Source organism: Pseudomonas sp. ICMP22404 (genome assembly GCF_006227205.1).
In the GTDB taxonomy this organism is placed as follows: domain Bacteria; phylum Pseudomonadota; class Gammaproteobacteria; order Pseudomonadales; family Pseudomonadaceae; genus Aquipseudomonas.
The window spans coordinates 268,384-284,357 of record NZ_VCNG01000006.1 but is presented as its reverse complement, the minus strand read 5'-3'; the positions used below and the strand labels follow the sequence as shown (position 1 = coordinate 284,357).

At 62.5% G+C, this 15,974-nt stretch carries 9 protein-coding genes; 2 read left to right on the top strand and 7 right to left on the bottom strand.

Features of this window, described 5'->3' with window-relative positions:
- Window positions 1–67 precede the first annotated feature (67 nt).
- Entirely contained in the window at window positions 68–1,405 is a 1,338-nt protein-coding gene (locus FGE05_RS13615; RefSeq protein WP_139645652.1) for a sodium:proton antiporter, read from the top strand.
- A gap of 12 nt (window positions 1,406–1,417) precedes the next feature.
- On the opposite strand, the gene FGE05_RS13610 is transcribed toward FGE05_RS13615, so the two are convergent.
- From FGE05_RS13610 to FGE05_RS13590, 4 genes are all read right to left on the bottom strand, one after another.
- On the bottom strand, window positions 1,418–1,954 hold the full coding sequence (locus FGE05_RS13610; RefSeq protein WP_139645650.1) for a hypothetical protein: 537 nt from the start codon (window positions 1,952–1,954) through the stop codon (window positions 1,418–1,420).
- Between the two features lie 549 nt (window positions 1,955–2,503).
- Window positions 2,504–4,432, bottom strand: coding sequence for a PAS domain-containing sensor histidine kinase (locus FGE05_RS13600; RefSeq protein WP_139645646.1), 1,929 nt, complete (start codon window positions 4,430–4,432; stop codon window positions 2,504–2,506).
- Window positions 4,433–4,581: 149 nt separating this feature from the next.
- A complete protein-coding gene (locus FGE05_RS13595) occupies window positions 4,582–6,912 on the bottom strand; it encodes an ATP-dependent DNA helicase (protein ID WP_139645644.1) in 2,331 nt (776 codons plus the stop codon).
- Window positions 6,909–8,561 (bottom strand): VRR-NUC domain-containing protein, encoded by a 1,653-nt coding sequence (locus FGE05_RS13590; RefSeq protein WP_139645642.1) that lies wholly within the window; start codon window positions 8,559–8,561, stop codon window positions 6,909–6,911. The genes FGE05_RS13595 and FGE05_RS13590 overlap by 4 nt, the downstream gene beginning before the upstream one ends.
- A gap of 217 nt (window positions 8,562–8,778) precedes the next feature.
- Between FGE05_RS13590 and FGE05_RS13585 the strand changes: the two genes are divergently transcribed.
- Window positions 8,779–9,003: a YgdI/YgdR family lipoprotein gene (locus FGE05_RS13585; protein ID WP_139645640.1), complete on the top strand. Its 225-nt coding sequence runs from the start codon at window positions 8,779–8,781 to the stop codon at window positions 9,001–9,003.
- 508 nt (window positions 9,004–9,511) lie between these two features.
- On the opposite strand, the gene FGE05_RS13580 is transcribed toward FGE05_RS13585, so the two are convergent.
- The 3 genes from FGE05_RS13580 to FGE05_RS13570 form a co-directional block, all read right to left on the bottom strand.
- The gene (locus FGE05_RS13580) at window positions 9,512–11,362 is read right to left on the bottom strand and encodes a polyurethanase (protein ID WP_139645638.1); all 1,851 of its coding nucleotides are present in this window, start codon (window positions 11,360–11,362) and stop codon (window positions 9,512–9,514) included.
- A gap of 72 nt (window positions 11,363–11,434) precedes the next feature.
- A complete protein-coding gene (locus FGE05_RS13575; protein ID WP_257225651.1) occupies window positions 11,435–14,455 on the bottom strand; it encodes an autotransporter serine protease in 3,021 nt (1,006 codons plus the stop codon).
- A gap of 175 nt (window positions 14,456–14,630) precedes the next feature.
- Window positions 14,631–15,968 (bottom strand): TolC family outer membrane protein, encoded by a 1,338-nt coding sequence (locus tag FGE05_RS13570; protein WP_139645636.1) that lies wholly within the window; start codon window positions 15,966–15,968, stop codon window positions 14,631–14,633.
- Between the last annotated feature and the right edge of the window lie 6 nt (window positions 15,969–15,974).

Below are 15,974 nucleotides of genomic sequence, written 5' to 3'. Positions count from 1 at the left end.
TAAGTGCTAACCCTCGCCACAAGGGCTCTGCCAACAGTTGAGCGTTGCGGTTATCCAAGGAGCACCAATGATTTTCACAGTGTGGGTTGCGGTGCTCGGTGCCGTATTGCTGACCCTGGCCCTGACTTCTTCCTACCTGCGCTGGATGCCGGTCACCACGTCGGCGATGTGCCTGGCGCTGGGCGTCGCTATCGGTCCGACGGGGCTGGGGTTGTTGAAGCTGGACATTCACGACTCCACGACCTGGATGGAACACCTCACTGAGATTGCCGTGGTGTTCTCGCTATTCGTCAGCGGCCTCAAGTTGCGCCTACCCTTCAAGGACCGCACGTGGCGCGTGGCCTATGGGTTGGCCGGGCCAGTGATGATCCTGAGTATCGCCGGCCTGTGCCTGGCGCTGCATTATCTGTTCGGCCTCGGTTGGGGGGTGTCGCTGCTGATCGGCGCGATGCTGGCCCCGACCGACCCGGTGCTGGCGGCGCTGGTGCAGGTAAACGATGCCCGGGACGATGATCGGGTGCGGTTCGGGCTGTCCGGCGAGGCCGGATTGAACGATGGCACGGCGTTTCCGTTCGTGATCCTGGGCCTGCTGATGCTGCGCGACGACGATGGCGGTTTCCTCACCGAATGGACCTTGCGCAACGTGCTGTGGGCCGTGCCGGCAGGCTTGCTGATTGGCTATGCGATGGGACGCGGCATCGGCCGCCTGACCTTGTCGATGCGCATCAAAAATGCCGACAGCACGCTGTCGCCCAACGACTACCTGGCCCTGGCATTGATCGCCCTGGCCTATGTCGCCGCCGAATCGGTCCAGGGCTACGGTTTTCTCTCGGTGTTCGCCGCCGGCTTGGGGTTGCGCCAGGCCGAGGTGGCCTCCACCGACAAGGACTCACCGCCAGCCGAACATCTGGTGCAACCGGTGGTGGGCCACGAAACCGTCGCCCCTCGGCAAGCCGTGCTGGGCGACACCGAGTCCCTGGATGACGGCCAGGTAGCCGCTGGTGTGATGATGGGCGACATGCTCGCTTTTGGCAGCCTGGTGGAGCGCGCCATGGAAGTGTTCCTGGTGACCCTGCTCGGGGTGGTACTGGCCAATCATTGGGACTGGCGGGCCGTGGCCATCGGTGCTTTGCTGTTCGCTGTCATTCGTCCATTGTGCGTGCTGGCGATGCCCTGGGGGCGTTTGCTGGACCGCTCGCAACGGTTGCTGATCGGCTGGTTCGGCATACGCGGCATAGGCAGTCTGTTCTACTTGTTCTTTGCCTTGAACCATCACTTGCCACCCGAGGTGGCGAACCTGTGTATCAACCTTACCTTGTCAGTGGTGGCCCTGAGTATTCTGGTCCATGGCTTGAGCACCCAACCAACCCTGGCCTGGTATGAGCGCCACAAGCGATCCGACTAGGCCCGGATGGCCTCAAGCCCCGGGGTTGCTCACCTGGATGTAAACCGAGTACACCCCCAGCAGCACCCAGAACGCCGCGAAGATCCAAGGCGTTCGCACCGAGAACAACAGCGACTTGCGATAACCCTTGTGGGTCGACTCCCGCTCGCTGAACAGCGGTGACTCGTCATAGACCAGGCCCATCATCGGTTCGGAGCGCAGCAACTCACTCTGTTTGAAGTGCCAATGATCGATGATCTCGTAGGCCGCACGAATACCCGGCCAGGCATTCAGGGAACTCAGGAAACCCAGCAACGCCAGGAATGGCGGCACGATCAAGGTGAACAACTTGCCCCATTCCGGGTTCAGGTTGGCCATGCAGGAGGCGAAGGCGATCACCAGGAACGACTGCGCGGCCAGGTATGCATCGGTTCGATTCGCCAGGATGGTGGTTTCGTACTGGATCTCCCGACGATAGAAATCCAAGCGTTCCTTGGGAGAGCCGAACAACTTGGCCTGGTGTTCCGTCAGTTCTTCTTCCGGGGTCTGGCTGGTCAGGATTCGGGGCATTGCGCGGACTATTTCTCGGTGATGATTCGAACCTGTTAGAAGACGGCGCCGCCAGGCAAGTTCAAGCCAATGGACCGCTGGTCCAACGAAACGCCGTCCCGCCGCCAGGGTCTGTAGATCATCGACGGCATATGAGGGCAGTTGTGTGGATTATCTTGGATGGGTGCAGTGGCCGGCGATGGTGGTGACGGTGCTCGCTGCCTGGCTGATCGGATCACGCCAGCCCCGGCGACGGGTATGGGGTTTCAGTTGCTTCATGGCAAGCAACATTCTGTGGGTCGTCTGGGGTCTGCATTCGGACGCGTATGCGTTGATTGTGTTGCAGTTCTGCTTGTGTGCGATGAACCTGCGGGGATTCAGGAAAAATGCCGGATAGCCAGGGAACGCAAGCTTCTGTGACAAGGGTATCTGTGGGAGCAAGGCTTGCCCGCGATGAAGCTGATGCGGTCTTCTCAGAAACCGCAGTGTATGTATCGCGGGCAAGCCTTGCTCCCACAGGTTCTCCTGACACAGGTTCTCCTACTAAAGGGGATCACCAACAGGCCATACTCATTTCATCGTCTGCCCGATCGCCTGCACCAAATCAATCTGCTTGAACGGCTTGGTCAGCCGCGGCAACTGCGTGGCGAAGCCCTCCAGCCGCTCGGCGTAACCGGTGGCAAGAATGACGGGCAAGGTGGGTTGTCTGTCTCGCAACAATTTCGCCAGTTGCGCCCCGTCCATCTGCGGCATGGCCATGTCGGTGATGACCAGGTCGATGTCAGGATTGCGCTCGTACAGTTCCAGCGCCTGAGCCCCCGACGGGGCGCAGAGCACCCGGTGCCCCAGGTCTTCGATCAACAGGCGGGTGCTGGTCAGCACCAGTGAGTCGTCATCGACCACCAGCACCAGCAACTCCTGGGTCGACAACGGCGTCGACGCCTGGACCGGTACCGTCTCGGGGGCCGAGTGGTCAGCCACCGGCAACCACAGCTCAGCGGTGGTGCCGACTCCTTTCTGACTCTTGAGGATCAATCGCCCGCCCAACTGTTCGGCCAGGCCATGCACCATGGACAAGCCCAACCCGGTGCCCTTGCCGACCCCCTTGGTGGTGAAGAACGGGTCCACGGCGGAGGCCAGCGTCGCTTCATCCATCCCCTCGCCTTCATCGGTGATCGACAGGCAGACGTACCGCCCGGGCTTCAAGGGCGTGTCCGGTGCCCCGGTGGTCTGTCGCTCATCGGCCGCAATCAGGATGCGCCCTCCATGGGGCATGGCATCCCGGGCGTTGGTTGCCAGATTGAGAATGGCCAGTTCCAGCTGGTTGACGTCCGCCAGGACCGGCGACAACGCAGGGGTGAAACCTGTCTGGATGTGGATCGACGGGCCCATGGAGCTTTGCAGCAGGCCGCTGATGCCCTGCACCAACGCCGCCAATTCGACCGATTCGGACGTCAGTTTCTGCCGGCGGGCAAAGGCCAGCATCCGCTGGGTCAGCGACACACCGCGCAGCGCGCCCTGGGTCGCGTTGTCCAGCAATTGGGCGAGTTTCGGGTCGCTGGGCATGCGCTTGCGCACAATCTCCAGGTTGCCGAGGATCACCGTGAGCAGATTATTGAAGTCATGGGCGATGCCGCCGGTGAGCTGACCGATGGCCTGCAGCTTCTGGGACTGGAACAGCGCTTCGCGGGCCTGCTCAAGGGCCTGCTGCGCCTGGGTGGCGTCGGTGATGTCGCGGGTGATCTTGGCAAACCCCAGCAGCGCGCCGGTGTCGCTGCGGATCGCATCGATGACCACGTGGGCCATGAACCGCGTACCGTCCTTGCGCACCCGCCAGCCCCTCTTCTCGAAGCGTCCAACGCTGGCGGCGACACTCAGTGCCCGTTGTGGCTCGCCGTTTTCACGGTCTTCGGGGGTGTAGAACATCGAAAAATGTTGGCCGATGGCCTCCGCCGGCAGATAGCCCTTGATCCGCTGCGCCCCCTGGTTCCAGTTGGTCACCTGACCGTCAAGGTCGAGCATGTAGATGGCGTAGTCGGTGACGCTCTGTACCAACAGGCGAAACTGCTGCTCGCTTTGCTTGAGGGTCTCCTCGGCCATCTTGCGATCGGTCAGGTCGCGGGTGATCTTGGCGAAACCGAGCAAGGCGCCGGTCTGGCTGTCGATGATCGGGTCGATGACCACGTGGGACCAGAACAGCGTCCCGTCCTTGCGCACCCGCCAGCCCTCGCCCTCGAAACGGCCTTCGCGCAGCGCAGTGTCCAGTGCCCGTTGCGGCAGGCCGGCGGCGCGGTCCTGGTCGGTGTAGAAACGGGAGAAATGCTGGCCGAGGATCTCGGACTCCTCATAGCCCTTGAAGCGCCGCGCACCGGAGTTCCAACTGGTGATGATGCCCGCAGGGTCGGTCATGTAGATGGCATAGTCGACCACGGCGTCGATCAGCAACCGAAAACGCTGTTCCTCGTTAATGCGGGCTGGCTTCTGATTGTTCTCAAGCATTTTTGGCCGGGGCGTCCGTGTAGATTCTTTGCGAAGTTTGGTGCAGGTCCTGCCTCGGAAATTATTAACCGGCAGGGACAAAAATGGAAATCGACGCAAATCCCTTTGTGGGAGCGAGCCTGCTCGCGATAGCGGTCGTTCAGTTGGCCCTAAGTGACTGAAACGCCGCAATCGCGAGCAGGCTCGCTCCCACAGGATTTAGCAGGATGTTCTTGAGTGACAGACCACCAACCCGGCAATAAGTGCTGCACCCGGGCTTCGCCGAACCGGTCGTCGATCAGCATCACCACCCCACGGTCCTGTTGGGTGCGGATGACGCGGCCCGCGGCCTGGACGACTTTCTGCAAGCCCGGATACAGGTAGGTGTAGTCGTAACCGTCGCCGAAAATCGCGGCCATGCGCTGTTTGATCTGTTCGTTGACCGGATTCAACTGTGCCAGCCCCAGGGTGGCAATGAACGCGCCGATCAGCCGCGAGCCCGGCAAGTCGATGCCCTCGCCGAACGCACCGCCCAGCACCGCGAAGCCGATGCCCTGGCTGTGTTCCATGAACCGTTCGAGAAAGGCCTGTCGGGACGCTTCGCCCATGCCCCGGGATTGGGTCCAGGTGGCAATGTCCGGGTGCCGCTCGGCGAACAGCCCGGCCACCTGCTGCAAGTAATCGAAGCTGCTGAAAAAAGCCAGGTAGTTGCCGGGGCGCTCGCCGAACTGGCGCGCCATCAACCCGACAATCGGTTCCAGCGAAGCCTGGCGGTGGGCAAAACGGGTAGAGATCCGACTGACCACCTGAACGTCCAGTTGCCCGGCATGGAACGGTGACTCCACATCGATCCACACCGTGTCCGCCGGCGTGCCCAACAGATCGGCGTAGTAATGCCGCGGGCTCAGGGTGGCTGAGAACAGCACGCTGCTGCGGGCCGCCGTGAGTCTTGGCCGCAAGAAACCGGCCGGCACCACATTGCGCAGGCACAAGGTGGACAGGCTGCGTTGACGGCCGAGTTCACGCTTATGGATGTCGAACAGGAAATGCTCGTTGAACGATTCCGCCACCCGACCGAACTGCAAGGCCTCGAAGTAGAACGCCTGCAAGTCGCCGTCCAGGCCCTGGGGATGGTCATTGAGGTAATCGCCAATGGCCGTGGTGCACTGGGACAGCGCCTGGAGCAGTTTCTCCGGAGGTTTTTCATAGGCCTGATAGGCCGCCACCTGGGGCGCATGCAAGGCGTTCCATTGTCGATTGACCCGCTGCAAGGCTTTCTTCAGGGCTTCGGGAGCGGTTTTGCGCACGGCGGCCAGCGTGGACTGGTCGAGGGTCGCGCTGTACATCTGTCGCCCCCGTTCCACCAGGTTATGTGCCTCGTCCACCAGGGTCGCGACGGACAGGCCATCGGCCTGGGCCAGGACGAACAGCAAGGCGCTGAAGTCGAAATAATAGTTGTAGTCGGCGACGACCACGTCGGCCCAACGGGCCATTTCCTGGCTGAGGTAGTACGGGCACACTTCATGGGCCAGCGCAATCTCGCGCAACGCGGCCTGATCGAGCAAGGTGAGCCTGCTGGCGGCCTCGCGGGCGCCAGGCAGGCGTTCATAGAAGCCACGGGCCAGTGGACAGGATTCGCCATGGCACGCCTTGTCCGGATGCTCACAGGCTTTGTCCCGGGCGATCATCTCCAGGACCCGCAACGGCATCGACGGTGCGCTTTGGGTGATCACCCGCGTGGCATCCAGCGCCAGCTTGCGTCCCGGCGTCTTGGCCGTGAGAAAGAACACCTTGTCCAGTCGCTGCGGCGTCAGGGCCTTGAGCATCGGAAACAGCGTACCGACGGTCTTGCCGATGCCGGTGGGCGCCTGGGCCATCAGGCAGCGTCCGGTGCTGACAGCCTTGAACACCGACTCGGCCAGGTGCCGCTGCCCCGGCCTGAAGCCGGCATGGGGAAAGGCCAGCGCCTGTGCGCCGGCATTGCGCGCCTGGCGGTGAGCCATTTCCTGTTCGGCCCAGGCCAGGAACAACGCACACTGCTGTTCAAAGAAAGCCTCGAGCTGCGTCGCCTCGAAGCCCTGCGTCAGGCAGGTTTCCTTCTCACTGACGATGTCGAAATACACCAGCGCCACGTCGATGCGCGACAACTGCAGCTTCTGGCACATCAGCCAGCCGTAGATCTTCGCCTGGGCCCAGTGCAGCTGGCGATGATTGGCCGGTTGCCTGGACAGGTCGCCGCGATAGGTCTTCACCTCCTCGACGCAATTGCGGACCGGGTCGTAGCCGTCGGCCCGCCCCTTGACCCGCATGCTCCGGTAACGGCCTTCGAGGCTGATCTCGGCCTGATACGTATCGTTGCGCCGGGACGCCACGGTGCGGTGGCCAACGATGCCTTCCAGTGCTGTGGGCGACGGGGTAAAGCGCAGGTCCAGGTCACCGGTCTTGGCAGTGAACTCACATAACGCCCGCACGGCGATGCTGTAGGCCGGTTCCGGGGTCATGCGCCCTGCTCCATCCACTGCACATGGCAGACCGCGACGGGCATCCGGTGCTCGTGACAGAACGCCAGCCAGCGCAACTGATTGTCCTGCAAGCGGTCGCCGGGGCCTTTGACTTCGATCATGCGATACGTCTTGTGCTGCGGCCAGAACTGGATCAGGTCCGGCATGCCGGCACGGTTGGCCTTGATGTCCAGCAGCAGGCGATTGAACCAGTGCTTGAGGTGTTCGGCCGGCAGGCAATCGAGTGCCTGATGCAACAGTTCTTCAGACATCGCGCCCCAGAACACAAAGGGCGATTGGATGCCCCATTTCTCTGCGTAGCGACGGACGATGGTGTCCCGATAGCGTCCGTCGTCGAGTTCCGCGAGGCAGGTCGCGAACAGCTCGGCACGGCGCACAGGGAAATCCTCGTTGAGCAGGTCCACCGGGCCGCGCTGGAACGGATGGAAAAACGCCCCCGGTAAAGGCGCGAAAATCGCCGGCCAGCACAACAGGCCGAACAGTGAATTGATCAGGCTGTTCTCGACGTAATGCACCGGGGCGGTTTCGTCGTGCAAATGGGCCTGGACGTGATACTCCACCGACACGGCCGGATCGATTCGGAGCAGATGCAGGTCCAGCCGTTCCACCTCCCGGGCCACGGCACGGGGCACCGGCGGCCCGCCCAATTTGCGCTGCAAACGCGGTACGACCCTGAGCAACGCCTGGGTTTCAGCGGCATTTTCCGGCGCTAGCGCAGCCGCCTCCCCCAGCTCCAGGGCCAAGGCGTACTCGCCGATGCGCTCCAGCACGCGGATCATCCGCAACCGTGCGCCGGGGTAGGTGCAGTCGCGATAGATGCACAGGGCCAGGGCAAAATCGGCGATGCGTTCGGCGTGCTGGCCGATCTGGAACAGCAACTTGCCCCGGCGCCGCTCCAGCCATGGGTTGTCCAGGGTCAGCGCGTTGACCTGAACGACGATGTCCTCCGGCGGCTCGCCCGTTTCGAAGCGCTGCTGGCACTCGTGCAGGAACAGGCAGGCATCGACGTCCCCGCGACTGCGCAAGCCGCGGGATTCGGCGCTGAACGCCACGGTTTCGTAGGTGAAAATGCCCAGGTCCGCCAGCACGAACTCTGACCAGTCCTGATAGAGGTTGCCAAAGAACATCAACCGCAGCCGGTCGCAGGTTTCCATGATCGTCAGGCTGTACAGCCGGTCTTGCAGTGGCGGGCACCATTGATTGAATGGCCGTGTTTCGTCCAGGCGGTCATCCAAGGCCTGGAGCCACTCGGTCTTTTTCGCCTTGGGGCGTTCGATCAGGTGGCCCAGGCACAGGATGATTTCCGGTTTGAGCAACACCTCGAACAACTCGGCAAGGTTCAGGGGCCGTTGGTCCTGCACCCAGCCCAGGGTCAGCAGCGGCTCGACCGCCGCGCTAATGTCGCCGATTTCCAGGTACTGCAATTTGCTGTGCCGAAAGCGTACCCCCTTGCGCATCACCATGCGCACCAGCAACCCCTGGGACGGGCGTGGCAAGGACGCGAAATCGTCGATGAACCGCTGCTCCTCGATGCTGAGCACGTCGGCATAGCGTTGTGCCAGCCAGGCAAGCACCTGCTGGAAATTGTTCAGGTAGTAAAAGGGATCGTCGAGAGGGTTGGCTGTCACGGAAAGAAGCGCCACGGATGCTGGAGTACTGGTTATGCGTACAGATACCAGTTACGGACAGCACGGGCAACTGCAAAGGATGAGTGGTCCCCTCGATTAAAAGGTGAAATCCTGTGGTAGACGATGAACTTTCCTACAGTAAGCGGGACCAATGGCGGTTGATTACAGTGATGGCGCGGCCGGATCAGCTGCGTCCTTTTGATCGAGAGGTATGGATATGAACATCAGATTCCTGGGCCTGCCCTTGGCTGCCGCAGCGCTCCTGGCGCTGGCCGGTTGCTCGACGCCGACCGTCGTGACCTTGCAGAACGGTACCCAGTATTTGACCAAGGACACCCCTAACACCCGCACTTCCGACGGGTTCTACGAGTTCGAAGACATTGCCGGCAAGAAAGTCCGGGTGCGCGCCGATGACGTGGCGACGATTCGCAAGGAAGATTGAATCTCTTTGGACTTGCCCGGGATGACGATGGCATAGCTGGCATCACTTGCGACTGCACTACCGCCATCGCGAGCAGGCTCGCTCCCACAGGGGATCTGCGGTAATCACGGAATCACAGTCACCGCCGGATAATGTAGGAGCGAGCCTGCTCGCGAAAGCGGTGAACCAGTCGCTTAAAGGTTGACTGTACTACCGCCATCGCGAGCAAGCTGTGCTCCCACAGGGGATCTGCGGTAATCACGGAATCAAAGTCAGCCCCGGTCCATGTGGGAGCGAGCCTGCTCGCGAAAGCGGTGAACCAGTCGCTTAAAGATGACTGTACTGCCGCCATCGCGAGCAAGCTGTGCTCCCACAGGGGATCTGCGGTGGTCATGGAATCAAAGTCAGCCCCGGTCCATGTGGGAGCGAGCCTGCTCGCGATGGTGGCACATTCGGCATCAATGCAGGCAAATCCACCGCCATCGTGAGCAAGCTCAGTTCCCACAGAGGTCAGGGTTCGATACGGGAATCAGGCAAACACGATGTTGTCTCCAACCTGCCCCACCCCTACCCCCACCAAGGTCACGGTACTGTCGCCCACCGTGAGCAACGTGTCGGCACCCACCTGCGACAGGTGCTGGCTGTAGTCATAACCCGCCCCGGCCCCCTGTACGCCAATGAACACCAACTTGTCTCCCCCGTCGTAGCCGCTGATCCGGTCCTGGCCGAACACGCCGCTGAAGATGAAGGTGTCGTTGCCGCCACCCGATTGCATCACATCATTGCCTGAACCGCCGACGAAGGTGTCGTTCCCCGCACCGCCCACCAGTCTGTCGTTACCGCCCAGGCCGAACAGCCAGTCACCGGTCGCCCGTGCCACCAGGGTGTCGTCAGCCGCGCTGCCGTTGACCGATGAGGCATACGCCGTCAGGTTGCCCCCGGCCACCAGGCCGTTGGCGGTCACGCTGTGGCTGACCTCATCCTTGAGCATTCCCCAGAGCGATCCGGGCTCCTGGCTGACCAGCGTACCGATGTCACGGGTGATGCTGATCCCGCCATGAGCATCACGCACGTACAACGTACCGGCCCCATCATGGGCAAAACTGAAAGCCTTCACCGATTGCTGCAGGTGCAAACTGTTGTTGCCCTGCCCGCCCAGGATCACGTTATAACCGCCGCCATCGCGGAACGTATCGTTGCCGGCGCGGCCTTCCAGGTAATCGTTGCCCTGGCCGCCCTGGATCAGATCGGCCTGGTCGCTGCCAATGATGAAGGTGCTGCCGGTGTGGGCTTCGGCATTGCGATTGAGGTCCTGCACCCAGGTATTGCCCCGTGCCGGGTCCGACAGGTTGGCGACAATGACGGTGGAGTCCTTTTCGGTCAGGTCGTAGAACGCCGAGCCCATGATCCGGCCCATGCCATCGCCGTAGCCGGTGGGCAGGTGGGAAATCCAGGTGGGGATGTTGAGGATGGAAAATGGCAACACGTTCCAGGCCGTCGAAGCGTAGTGATCATTGAAGCTGACAATGTTGTCAGTGGTCGATTCCCGCTGCGCATCGTGCACACCCACCGACGACAGATTGAACGCCGAGCCGTCCAGCGCCCGGAAGACCGGGTCGTTTTCATAGCCGATGTTCAGCACTTTGTCGGTGCCACTCTGGGTCGGTGAGGCATAGGCGACGTAGTTGGCGCTGTTGTAGAACCCCGACCACTTGCCCGCGCTCAAGTCCGCCATGCTGTTGACCGCCAAGCCGCCCAGGCTGTGACCGCTGACCAGTACGTCCTTGCCCGTCAAACCGTGGGCCTGGGCAAACTTGGCGACATCCCCGAGCAGGTTGCCGAAGGCTTCACCGGCGTAGTTTTTCGCATAGTCCTTGGGACCCAGGGCGGCCATCAGGTCGTTGATCACATCACCTATGGAGTCGGTGATCAGGTTTTCCCGGGGGCCGCTGGTGCCACGAAACGACACGCCGATTTCCTGCAGGTGTCCATCAGCGTCGTACTTGCCAAGGATCTCCACCTGCGCGGTGGTGTAACCGGTTTTCTCGCCAAAAAACGTTCCGCGACCATCCACCTTGCCGATATAACCCAGTTGCGAGGCGCTGATGGGGGTCCATCCGGCCTTTTGCACCGCTTCGAGGGCAAGCTTTTCCGAGTCGGGGTTCCACGGCACGCCGGGAATCACTCCCTGGGAGTCGGTGCCGCCAAGCAGTGCCGTGACCAGGGTTGCCGGCAAACCGGCACCGAAACCATTGTGCTGGTACCCGGAGGCAAAGCCGTTGTCGAGGTTATGGTAGGAATACAGCATGATCGCCATTGCATCGCTGACCAATGCCTTGGACTCGGTGGTGCCGAGGTTCTTGTAATCGTAGATACCCATGTGTTGCTGCCTCTCTTTTTGTTGTTGGAATAGGTGCAAAGTGAAGCGGTCTTCCGGTCATTTCTCCCGGGCTCAAAACTGCCAATCCAACGTCAGGCCCACGCCATGGCTTTTATCCCGGGCACCGAGCAGGCCGTTGTAGTCCAGGTTGACGCGCACATCCTTGGCCACCGCGAGCCCGGCCCGAGCGCCGATCACCGCCGCGTTGCGGTCCATGGACACGCTCTGCACCGCGAAAGTGTCCGCGCTACCGGCAAACGCCAGGTCCTGTTCGGAACGGGTGTTGCTCAAGTTGTGCTGCCAACCAAGGGACCCGGAGAGTTGCAATTGCTGCGTCTGCGACAGCGCCAGGGTATGGCTGGCCCGCATGCCCAGCGTCGACAGCAGTGCATCGCGACGGTCGTCGCCACCGTGCAGGGCTGCGCTGTCGCCTTTCTCATGGAAACTGTCGCTGTCCAGGTGCACATAGGCCAGGTTGGCGAACGGTTCCAGGGCCACGGGTTGCAGGTCGAGGCGATACGCCGCTTCGGTGAAGAGCTGGCCGGTGCGGGCATCGCGCTTGGTTTTCTCCCGGCCACTGACCTCGGCCCACTGCAACTCACGTTTGACGTCGATGCGATGCCAGCTGTAGGCGCCACCGACGGTCAGGCGCAGCGCGTCGACCTCATGCCCCAGGTAAGCCCCCAGGTGATAGCTGTCGGCATCGGCCGACGAATGCGTGCCATCCCCCATGCTCAATGAACTGTCGCTGTATCCGGTGACGAAGCCCAGGCGTGTCCGTTCGCCGATCAAGCCGTCGCCACCGATCAGCAGCCCGCCGATGGAGCTGTTGGAGCTGGCGTTGTCATGCCCCCCATCGCTTTTGCCCCAGGCGCCGAGTGCCTTGACCCAGAGGTTGCTGTCCACATCGGTTGGCGTACTGGCGTCGTACAGTGCGTCCTGGCGCAGGCGATCACCCACGGCGTCTCGCAGGTAACGGCTGTGGTTGATCAACAGTGTGCCGATGGCCGGATGGATCTCGCCGGACAATTGCTGGAACGCCTGCTGGGCCACGGCGGTGCTGGGGGACAGCAACAAGGTTTCGTAGAGGGCGTTGCCGGCGCCCAACTGCTCCGCCGCAGACGCTACGGAACGCTGGTTGGGGGTCAGGCCAAGGCTGCTGAAGGACGTCGCGTTGCGCGCCACCGTCAGTTGAACACCGCTGGCGGAGTACGCCAGGTTTCCTCCCAGGAACGCATAGTTGGGCAGTACCTGGCCAAAACGCCCTTCGATACCGTCGGCCGCCTGCAGGATGTCGAGCTGGCGCCCCAACAAACTGGTCACTCCGCTGGCGGCCAGCAGCGTCGGGCTGTTTTCCAGGGACAGCGACACTGTCGCGCCGTCGACCGTGGCCTTGCCGCCGGAAATGATCAGGTCGCTGGAGGTCGGCGATACCTCCACCGCGTAGGTCGAGCCCGGTTGGAAGGTCACATCCCCGGCCACCTGCAACGTGCCAATGGAATTGCCAGGCGCCACGCTGCCGCCCTGGTTGGCCATCAGGCTGGCGATACGTCCGTTCCCGCCCAGTACCCCGCCGTCATTGACAGTCACGGCCGACGCCAGCGAACCGTTGATTGCCAGGCGTCCCTCGTTGACCAGGGTCGGTCCGCTGTAGGTGTTGTCACCGGTGAGCACCAGGGTGCCGATGCCTTCCTTGGTCAGGCCACCGTGACCGGTTATGTCGTTGCGCCATACATCCAGCCCGCACTGGATTCCGCTGCACACCCGTTCCGTGGGTTTGCCGGCATCGACGATCGCACCGACGCCCGGCAGGTCCGCCACGAATTGCCCGCTGCCGTAGGCGCCGTCCACGCGGAACTCCACCGGAATGTCCTGCTCGGTCACCAGCATCGATGGACCGTCGATGGCCTTGCCCAGGTTGATCATGCCCCAGCCGTACAGCGAATCGACGCCAGGGGCGCCCATGTCGGTGGCCGTGGTACGCAGCACGCTGGCGACCTGGGCGCCGGTCATGTAGGGGAAGCGCTCCATCAACACCGCCACACTGCCGGCGACATGGGGCGCCGCCATGGAGGTGCCGCTCTTGTTGCCGTAGCCGACCGTCAGGTCATCGGCGTTGGTGCCGCCGATCACGGCGCTATAGACCCGGGTGCCTGGCGCCGATACGCAGAAACTGGCGGTATAGCCACAGCGCGACGAGAAGGTGCTGATGGTGTATGGATCAGGGCTGCTGGTATCGGGGTTGATCTGAAGGGCAGCGACCGTGAGCCAGTTCGGCGCGATGTCCGGCACGAAGTACGCCAGGCCCGCGATGGCGTCGGGGTTGTTGAGGTTGTAGTCGTTGCCGGCGGCGAAAATGGTCACGATTCCACTGCGGGCGGCGGCGATGGCGCCTTCGTAGGCGCCGCCCGGCCGGGTGCCCAGCAGCGGCTGGATCTGGTCAAACTGCAGTTGCGCGTCCTGCACGGTGAAGTGCGGGAAGGCTGGGTCCCGGCCGCCCTGGTCGAAGCGGTCGGTGATGCCGATGCCCCAACTGTTGTTGATGATCCGCGCGCCGCTGGCGATCAGCGCATCCCAACCGGCCTTGTACACAGCACCGTCGTTGCCCAGGATGATGCCGTCCTCGGGGCCGGGGTCACCGTTGTCGGCGCTGATGATCTGCGCATCGAACGCCACGCCGTGCATCGGGCTGCCGTCACGGCTGCCGGCGGCGATCCCGCCGACATGGGTGCCATGGGAGCCCAGCTTGCCATCGGAGCCCACCGTGGGAGAGCCGTCGTAGCGGAATGGGTCACCGGCCTTCACCGGAATGTATGGGTCGGTGTATTCGCGGATGCCGCTGGTGACCAGGGACACGACTTTGTCGGTGCCGGAAAATTCCGGATGTGCGGCATAGACCGGCTGGTCGAAGATCCCCAGCTTGACGCCCTTGCCAGTGTAGCCAGCGGCATAGGCCTGCTGCGCATTGATCGCACCCAGCCCCCACTCGGCGTTGAATTCGGCGCTGCGCCAACTGTCCGGGTCCCCGGACCTGCCACCCTCGACATAAGGCGCCGCCTGGGCCGTGCCCAGGGTCGCCACCGCGCAGAGCATGGCCTGATTCAAGGTTTTGAGCAGGAACAGGCTACGTGTTTTTCCGGGGTACTTTTTGTTATCGATTTTCATGAACCATCCTTAGTTGTTGCAAAGTCCTGTGGTTTTTGCCGCTCTTTGTCGCTTAGGCCCCTGTGGATCAGCTGGCTGGCACTGGCTCCTGTGGCGAGGGGATTTAGCGGGTGACAAACGCCTCATCCACCTTCGCCAGGTCCTGCTCCCCCAACGTGCCGGCGTAGTAATGCAATTTGACCCAGGCCATGAGGTAGTCATAACGGGCTTGGGCGAGGTCGCGGCGGGTGGTGTAGAGCTGTTGCTCGGCGTTGAGCGCGTCAAGGTTGACCCGCTCGCCGCCAAGAATGCTCTGCCGAGTCGACACCACCAGCGCTTCGGCGGAGACCAGGGCTTTCTGGTAGGCCCGCAGTTTGTTCACCCCCGACACGCAGGCGCTGAACTGCCGGCGCAGTTCGATCAGGGTTTCCCGGGTCTTGGCGTCCAGCTCGTATTCGGCCTGTTCCATGGTGCGGCTGGCCTGGCGGGTCGAAGCCGACACCCCGCCACCGGCATACAAGGGCACGCTGACTTCCAGGCCAATGGTGTTGGTGTCGTAGCGCTGGTTGTAGGTGTTGCCGCTTTCCGACTCGTTCTGGCGCATCGTCGCGTAGGCGCTGACCTTGGGCAGATGCCCGGCGCGGTTGCGCTCTACCTCGTAGCGCGCCACGTCCACGGCCTGGCGCTGGGAGGCCAGGTTGGGGTTGTTGCTCACAGCCAGTTCGTGCCAGGTATCGAAACCGGCGGGCTGCAAGGCGAAGGTCTGGAAGCTTTCGTTCAACGGCGCCAGGTCGCCGATGGCCAGGGTGGGCACGCCGATCAGCGAACCCAGCTCACGCAGGGAGGCATCCTGTTCGTTGTGCGCTTCGATTTCTTCGGCGGTGGCCAGCTCGTAGCGCGACTCGGCCTCGAGGATATCGGTACGGGTGCCTTCGCCCTGGCGGAACAGATGCTCGTTCTGGCGGAACTGCTGTTCGAAAGCCTTCTTCTTGGCCTGGGCAATGTCGATCTGGTCCTGGGCGAACAGTGCCTGGGTGTAATGGCTCAGCACCCGCACCAACAACTCCTGGCTCTTGCCGCGGAAATTCTCATCGGCGAACAGCGCCTGCGCCACCCCTTTACGATAGGCCGCGTAAGCCTCGTAGTCCAGCAGCGGCTGTTGCAGGGTCAGGCTGGAGCCGTAACTGCTGTAGTTGCGATCGTCATGCTGGCTGGCACCGCGGTCATTGAGGTAGGTGACCTTGGACTGGTTGCGGCCCTTGTTGTAGCTGTAGCCCAGGTGCGGCAGCAGCCCGGCACGGCCGATGGCACGATTCTCCAGGCCCGCGTCGCGCTCCTTGATCGCCCCGAGGTAGACCGGGTCGTTGCGCAGGGCCTGTTCGTAGAATTCGAACGGGCCCATGGCCCAGGCAGGGTTGCAGGTAGAAACGGCCAGCAGTGCCAACCCGTAGAAACACTTCATACAGCG